Here is a 6542-nt window from a genome sequence, read left to right on the forward strand (position 1 = left end):
CAGCACGCGGCGCCGCCTGTCGGCTGTCGGCATGTGCCCCCCGTTCCGCCCCTGTTCGCCGCGATCCGGCACGCTCGGCGCCGGATACGTGGCATGGGTCACATGATAGCCAACGGGCCTGTGGGCGGGGCCGGTTGAGATACGGAGCCCGTCGGCAACCGGCCCGGCGCCTCAGGAAACCGTCTTGTCCGCCTTGGTGCCGTCGATGACCTTTCCGGCCGGCGGCGGGGTTGCCTTGACCGGCTTCTCGTAGTCCGAGAAGACGACGGTGCCCGGCGTCCTGCCGCCCGACTGGTCCAGTTTGAGGATGTACGGCTTTCCCTCGGTCGCGACGTACATGGTGATGGTTTCGCCGCTCCCCTTCTTTTTCCTCAGCGGGATCGCCTTCCGGCCGTCCACCGTGGTGACGTCGCCCTTCGTCATCCCCTTGCGTTCGGACTTGTCGCTGTCCAGGTCGGCCAGGAAACCCTGTTTGTCGCACAGTCCCGTCGTACGGGAATCGCCGACCGGCACCTTCACCCACCGGCCGCTCAGCGCCCGGGCCTGCTTCTGTCCGCCTGCCGAGTCCTGTGCGGCGCCGGCCCAGAACTTCTCGTCGCCCTTGACGTAGGTCGTCCGGCCGGTGTGGATGATGTCGGCCGAACCGCTTTCCATCGTCATCCTGCCCTTGCAGTTCTTCTGGGTGTCGACGTGGAAGTCGACCGTCAGAGGCTGCCCTTGCGCGGACATCTTTCCGGCCATGCGCAGCGAAGCGGCGTTCCGGGTGGCGGTCACCGCCTTGGCGGCCACCCGGTCCGCGCTCTGCCCCTCGAACGGCTGCTTCGACGAACCGTCGTCGGAGCAGCCCGCGATGCCCACGGCGGTCAGTGCGCAGAGCGCGGACGCGGCCAATGTGCGACTCACAGACATACAGAGCCCTTCCGGATATGGCTGCCAGGTTTGTCGGTCGGCCGCCGCTTTCCCGTCCCGTCGGCGACCGCCGTGGGACCCCGGTTTCCCCGGCAGACTGGAATAGTCGCTTCCTCTTCCGGGTCCACCGGTTCCGGTCACCCGTCGTGCGGAAGGCTTGCGGGACCCTACGGCGGGCAACCGGATAGCCCAGGGACCGCCGGACGGGACGACGGCTGGACGAAGACGGAACCGAGGAGGCCGGTGATGCAGTGGTGGGGCTGGGTGATCTTGTTGATCGCGGTGGCGGGGTTGCTCGTCGCGGCGGCCTTGGCGGTCCAGGCCAGGCGCCGTAGCGGAACGGTGATCGCGGTGCGCTCGGACCACGGGGCCCGCCGGGAGGGTTCGCGGTGATCCCCCTCGTGCTCGCGTCCGAACTGACGAAGCGGGTGGTGGTGACGCTGGGCGGTGAGGCCGTCGCCCAGGTCAGGGACACCGTCTTCGACGCCCGCGCGGGCCGTGTCACCGGCTTCACGCTGAGCGGGCGCGGTCTGCTGGCCGGTCCCCTCAAGGAGACCCTGCCCTTCTCGGGAGTGCACGCCATCGGCCCGTCCGCCGTGATGATCCCCAGTGAGACCGCGCTGGAGAAGCGGGAGCTGGCCGGAGGAGCCGAGGGAGCCGGACACGGCCAGGTCATCGGCGCGCCCGTGCTGACCGACCAGGGCACGGAGATCGGCACGGTCCTGGATGTCGTGATCGAGACCGGCGCCGGCGGACGTGTGGTCGGCTTCGAGATCGCCACCGACGAGACCAAGGACCGCCACCGGCGCAAGGCGTTCATTCCGCGCGGCGAGACGCTGGCCGTCTCCGGGCGGGCCCTGGTGGTCCCCGCGCACGCCCGTCACTTCATCGCCGACGACCTGCCCAGCTTCGGCGCCCAGGTCGAGGCGTTCCGCGCGCACACCGCGCAGCAGTACCCGGAAAGCCCCACGCCAGAAGCGGGAGGACCGGCATGATGATGTTCACTCAGGTCCGCGGCCTGCCGGTGATCACCGCCGACGAGGCCGAACCGCTGGGGCGGGTGGAGAGCCTGACCGTCGACGCGCACACGAGCGGCATCGCCTGCCTGCGCCTCTCCGGAGCCCCCAGGCACATCACGGCCATCCCCTGGCACGCGGTCGAGGCGGTGGGACGGGACGCCGTCATCGTGCGCTCCCGAGCCGCCGCCGATCCCGGGCAGGACAGCCTCCCCGCCCACCAAGAGGCCCTGGGCCGCCGGGTGCTGACGGAACACGGCGCCGCGCACGGCACGGTCAAGGACATCGCCTTCGACAACACGACCGGACGTGTCCAGACGCTGTACACCGCCCTAGGCGACATCTCCGGCGACCGCCTGATCGGCATCGGCTCCTACGCGGTCGTCGTACGCGCCGAGTCCGGCAAACCGGTGGTGGACGCGGGGCACGGGGCGTGAGGAACCGTGCCGGGCGGCCGATCCGCGCCCGTGTTGCCCGTTCCTGACGGCGGCGGGCCGGCGGTCGCGAGGGGCGGGGTGCTCGGGGCGAGGTTCCCCGGGGCGTTGGGCGCGCCGGGGAGCCTCGCCGTCGTGGGCGTGTCAGTCGTCGGACTCCGGCGACGGGAGGTAGGCGCCGGGCACGTCGTTCGGCGCGTAGATCTTCTTCTCACCGGGGTACGGCCGCGCCCAGTTGTGCGTCTGGTACCACGTGAGGTGGTTCATCTGCGCGGGGTTGGCGTAGTCGGGGACGGCGTGCGGGCCGGTCAGGCGCTGCTTCGCCTTCCAGGCGTCCCACGCGGCGGCGAGGGACTTCTTGTCCGCCGGGACCTTCGCCGCCGGCACGGCCGCCGCCTTGGGGTCCTGGGCCGCCGGGGTGTCCACGCCGCAGGACGGCGGGGTCTTCAGGCCGTCGGTCAGCGGGACCCGGTTGGGCAGGGCGTCGAACGGCGTGTAGTCCGGGTGCCGGGTGAACACGCCCCGCATGGGTGTGGCGGCGCTGTCCTTCTGGTTCATGGGATGGACGCCGAGGATCTGCTCGACGGTGCGGATCATCGTGATCTGGGAGTAGTAGTGGTGGTCCACGAGTCCGTGCCGGACCCAGGGGCTGATGATCTGGACCGGGGCGCGGTGGCCGTCGACGTGGTCGAGGCCGGCCTGGGAGTCGTCCTCCACGACGAAGATCGCCGAGTCCTTCCAGTACTTGCTGTGGGAGATCTCGTCGATGATCCTGCCCGTCGCGAGGTCGTTGTCGGCGACCTGGGCGGCCGGGCTCGCCGGACCACCGGTGTGGTCGCTGGAGAGCCAGAACATGTTCAGGTTCGCCGGACCGTTCTTCTCGAAGTCCTGCTTCCAGATCTGGTAGCGGTAGACGTCCGGGACGCTGGTGTCGAACTTCGGGAAGCCGGGCACCGACACGCCGTTGAGCGAGGGGATCGGCGAGGACGAGTTCAGGGGGTAGGCGGTGCCCTGGCCTGTGGCGTCCATGTTCTTGGCGTCGCAGTACAGGTTCTGCCAGCTCGCCCCGGAGGGCTTGGTGAGGAACTGCTGGAACTCCCCGAAGTCCCGCACGCTCTTGCCGGCCGCCTGCGCACCCGTCCACAGGAAGCCGGTCTTCTGGTGGCCGAGGGCGTCGTCCTCGGTGTCGTAACTGCGCGCGTACTCGCCGGCCGAGGACTCCGTGTACTCGGGATTGTCGGCCTGCATCAGCCAGTTGTGGCCCTCGGCGGAGTTGGTGCCGATGTCGTAGGCGTTGTCGTACAGCCCGAACTGCCGCGCCAGGGCGTGTTGGTTGGGGGTGACGTTCGCACCGAACTGTGCCAGTGAGGCGTCGCCGTTGCCCTCGGGGACATCGCCGAGGACCTGGTCGTAGGTGCGGTTCTCCTTGACGATGAGGAAGACGTGTCCGATCGTCGACGGGTCGCCGATCCGCGCCGGGACCGGCTGCGGCTTCGCGTGGCCCTTGCCCTTGGCCAGGGAGACCGAGCCGGAGCTCCAGCCGTTCTGGCGGAAGACCTTGGCGGTCTGCGAGCGGATGACCCGGTCGGCGGGCAGGGTGAACCGCGTCAGGCTGGAGGTCGTGTCGTGGGTGCCGTGAGCGGTGCCGCCGGGGCGGCGCGCGTCGATGCCACGGGTGTTGGAGACGACGACCTCGTGGCCCACGGTGGTGATCTCGGCGGGGAAGTAGTCCGTGGGGAGCAGGCCGACGTAGGCGACCGGTTCCTGCGGGGAGGTGTAGCGGTAGACGGCGACCGCGTTGGCCCGGCCGAGCGTCACCAGCAGGTGGCCGTCGTCGGTGAGCGTCACGGCGTCGGGCTCGTAGCCGACCGACGCCTCGGGCCACGGCTGGGTGGAGATGGTCTGTACGACCTTGCCGCCGGCGGTGTCGATGACCGACACGGTGTTGTCGGCGGTGTTGGTGACGAACACCGCGCCGCGTCGCGCGTAGAGCGCGGTCGGGTGCAGTCCGACGTCGATGGTATCGACGGCGGCGGCCGGGTCGGCCAGGTCGATGACGCTGACCGTGCCGGTGGTGGCGGCGCCGGTCCTCGGGTCGGCCGGCACCTGGGTGCCGTAGGAGTTGAGCGTGGTGTCGCCGGTCTGCGCGGGCCGTCCGCCCTCGTTGCCGACGTACAGCTTGTCGCCGACCCGGGCCATGCCGCGCGGGGCGTTGCCGACCGCCCAGCTCCGCTGGACTACCCCGGTCGCCGCGTCGATGGCGACGACCCGGTTCTGGCCGTTGACCGCGGCGTACACGGTGGTGCCGTCGGCCGAGAACACCGCCCCGGCGACCAGGGCGTGCTTGCCGCCGGCGGCCGGGATCTTCACGGTCACCGGGTCGGAGAGGGTGCCGTCGGTGTTGACGGTGAACTTCGTGTAGCCGTCGGTCTGGCCCAGCCACAGCTGCTTGCCGTCGGGCGAGTACGCAGGGCCTTCCTGGCCGACGGCGGCGCTTCCGATGCGCAGGTCGTCCACGGCGGCGGTGCCTACGCGCTGTTTCACCTGCCCGGTCGCGAGGTCCACGACGACCAGGGCGGCGTCGCCGTCGGCGACGGAGGCGGCGAGGTGGCTGCCGTCCGGGCTGACCGTCGACGACATGATCTTGCCGTCGTTGATGACGAGACGGCTGCCGTACGGGTCGAGGTACTGGTCGGCGGAGACGACTTGGCCCTTGGCGGTGACCTGGCCGACCTGGTCGGTGCCGAACTGGCGGGTGTCGGCGAGGGCGGTGCCGGTGGCCAGGGCGGCCGTGGCGACGCATGCCGTCACCAGGGTCGCCCGGCGGCTGACCCGTCTGCCCAGCAGGACGTAGGTGCCCTTCCCGTCCGGCCTGCGGCGGCGCGTTATCTGCATGACGTCATCCCTTCGCGGAGGTGGAGAGCAGATCGACATCGCCGTCGAACTGCCACAGCGGGTTGGGTGCGTCGCCTGTCGGCGTCCGCACCAGGAAGTAGCCGTTCACTTCCTTCGGTCCGTCACCGTCGGCGACGAACCGCCCGTCTGCCGTGATGTCGAGCTGGTAGACGGCCGACCCGGTGGCCACGACGCCCGGCAGGTGCCAGGAGACGACGCACCGCCAGTCGTTCCCCGGGCCGCGGGCGCCGTCCTGGACACCGGCCTTGGCGCACGCCGCCGTGGTCCGCAACTGCGCCTCGGTGACCGCGGGGCGGTGGAGCTGACGGGTCTGCATGCGGTACAGATGGGCGAACTCGGTGGCCAGCGAGCGTTCCACCGCGGTCTGCTCGATGCCGGAGCCCTGGGCCGTGGTCGTCGCCGCCACGACCGCGACCGTCGCACCGAGCAGCCCCGCGAGCGGCAGGACACCGGTGGTGACGGCGCGGCGCGCCGAGCCGTCGTCGGTGGGGTTGGTGAAGTCGCGCCGCAGGAAGAGGACGTAGGCCAGCGCGGTCGCGGTCACGGCCCACACGAGGCTGACGGCGATGCCGATCAGGAGCGGGGTGAGCTGTGCGGGGCTGGTGAACAGTCCTTTCCAGTCGACGAAGGCGTCGCCGGGCAGGGCGAGGCGTACGGCGACGGGCAGCGGCAGCATCTGGGCGAGCTGCATCGCCAGCGCGACGAGCGCGGGCAGCAGCAGACCCATCGGGGAACGCCCCAGCGCGACCGACCCGAGGAACCCGATACCGGCGAGGGCCAGGGTCGGGGCGAGCACGCACACCCAGGCCAGCAGGACCCTGACGGCCGCGTCCCCCGGCGTGAACAGCCGGCCGTCGAGACCGACCAGTGGCCGGTCGCCCACGGCCAGCAGACCTCCGGCCGTGCCGGAGACGGCCAGTCCGGCCACGAGCAGGAGGATGACGGTCAGGCCGGCCAGTGTCTTCGCCGCGAAGACCCGCCGGGGCGAGCGCACCACGACGAGCAGGTGGCGCCAGGTGCCGAGCCGGTCCTCGGAGGCGAACACATCTCCGGCGACGACGGAGGTGAGCAGCGGCAGCGCCCAGGTGCCGGCGAAACCGAGCGTCACCAGCGGTCCGGCCCATCCGGTGGCGTGCATCCAGCGGCCGAAGAGGGTGTCCGTGGGCAGCGTGCTCTGCTCCCTCACCCCGGCCACGAAGAGCGCCGGCGCGATCCAGCAGGCGAGGAGCAGCAGGCGGATCCGCCACTGCGAGACCAGCTTGAGGAT

Annotated in this window: 5 protein-coding genes; 2 read left to right on the forward strand and 3 right to left on the reverse strand. The window is 71.0% G+C overall.

From position 1 onward, the window contains the following. Positions 1 to 171: 171 nt before the first annotated feature. Positions 172 to 903, reverse strand: a complete 732-nt coding sequence (locus tag H5J33_RS19265; RefSeq protein WP_309485439.1) for a hypothetical protein — start codon at positions 901 to 903, stop codon at positions 172 to 174. Between the two features lie 395 nt (positions 904 to 1298). Here H5J33_RS19265 and H5J33_RS19270 point away from each other — a divergent pair, with 395 nt between their 5' ends. Both H5J33_RS19270 and H5J33_RS19275 read left to right on the forward strand, forming a co-directional pair. Then, positions 1299 to 1904 (forward strand): PRC-barrel domain-containing protein, encoded by a 606-nt coding sequence (locus tag H5J33_RS19270; RefSeq protein ID WP_181796172.1) that lies wholly within the window; start codon positions 1299 to 1301, stop codon positions 1902 to 1904. Further along, positions 1901 to 2362 carry a PRC-barrel domain-containing protein gene (locus H5J33_RS19275; protein ID WP_181796173.1) on the forward strand — a complete coding sequence of 154 codons (462 nt, stop codon included), beginning with the start codon at positions 1901 to 1903 and terminating at the stop codon, positions 2360 to 2362. Before H5J33_RS19270 ends, H5J33_RS19275 begins: the two co-directional genes overlap by 4 nt. 141 nt (positions 2363 to 2503) lie before the next feature. Here H5J33_RS19275 and H5J33_RS19280 read toward each other — a convergent pair whose 3' ends face one another. Together H5J33_RS19280 and H5J33_RS19285 are read right to left on the reverse strand one after the other, a co-directional pair. Next, positions 2504 to 5254 carry a bifunctional YncE family protein/alkaline phosphatase family protein gene (locus tag H5J33_RS19280; RefSeq protein WP_181796174.1) on the reverse strand — a complete coding sequence of 917 codons (2751 nt, stop codon included), beginning with the start codon at positions 5252 to 5254 and terminating at the stop codon, positions 2504 to 2506. Positions 5255 to 5258: 4 nt separating this feature from the next. Further along, positions 5259 to 6542 (reverse strand): ABC transporter permease (locus H5J33_RS19285; RefSeq protein WP_181796175.1); only part of this gene is annotated, 1284 nt, incomplete at its 5' end.

Origin of the sequence: Streptomyces sp. WELS2 (assembly GCF_013870595.1) — a bacterium.
GTDB lineage: Bacteria > Actinomycetota > Actinomycetes > Streptomycetales > Streptomycetaceae > Streptomyces.

Bases quoted from the DNA above. Each gene is read 5' to 3' on its own strand.
- H5J33_RS19275 (WP_181796173.1), top strand. From the start codon at position 1,901: ATGATGATGTTCACTCAGGTCCGCGGCCTGCCGGTGATCACCGCCGAC.
- H5J33_RS19280 (WP_181796174.1), bottom strand. From the start codon at position 5,254: ATGCAGATAACGCGCCGCCGCAGGCCGGACGGGAAGGGCACCTACGTC.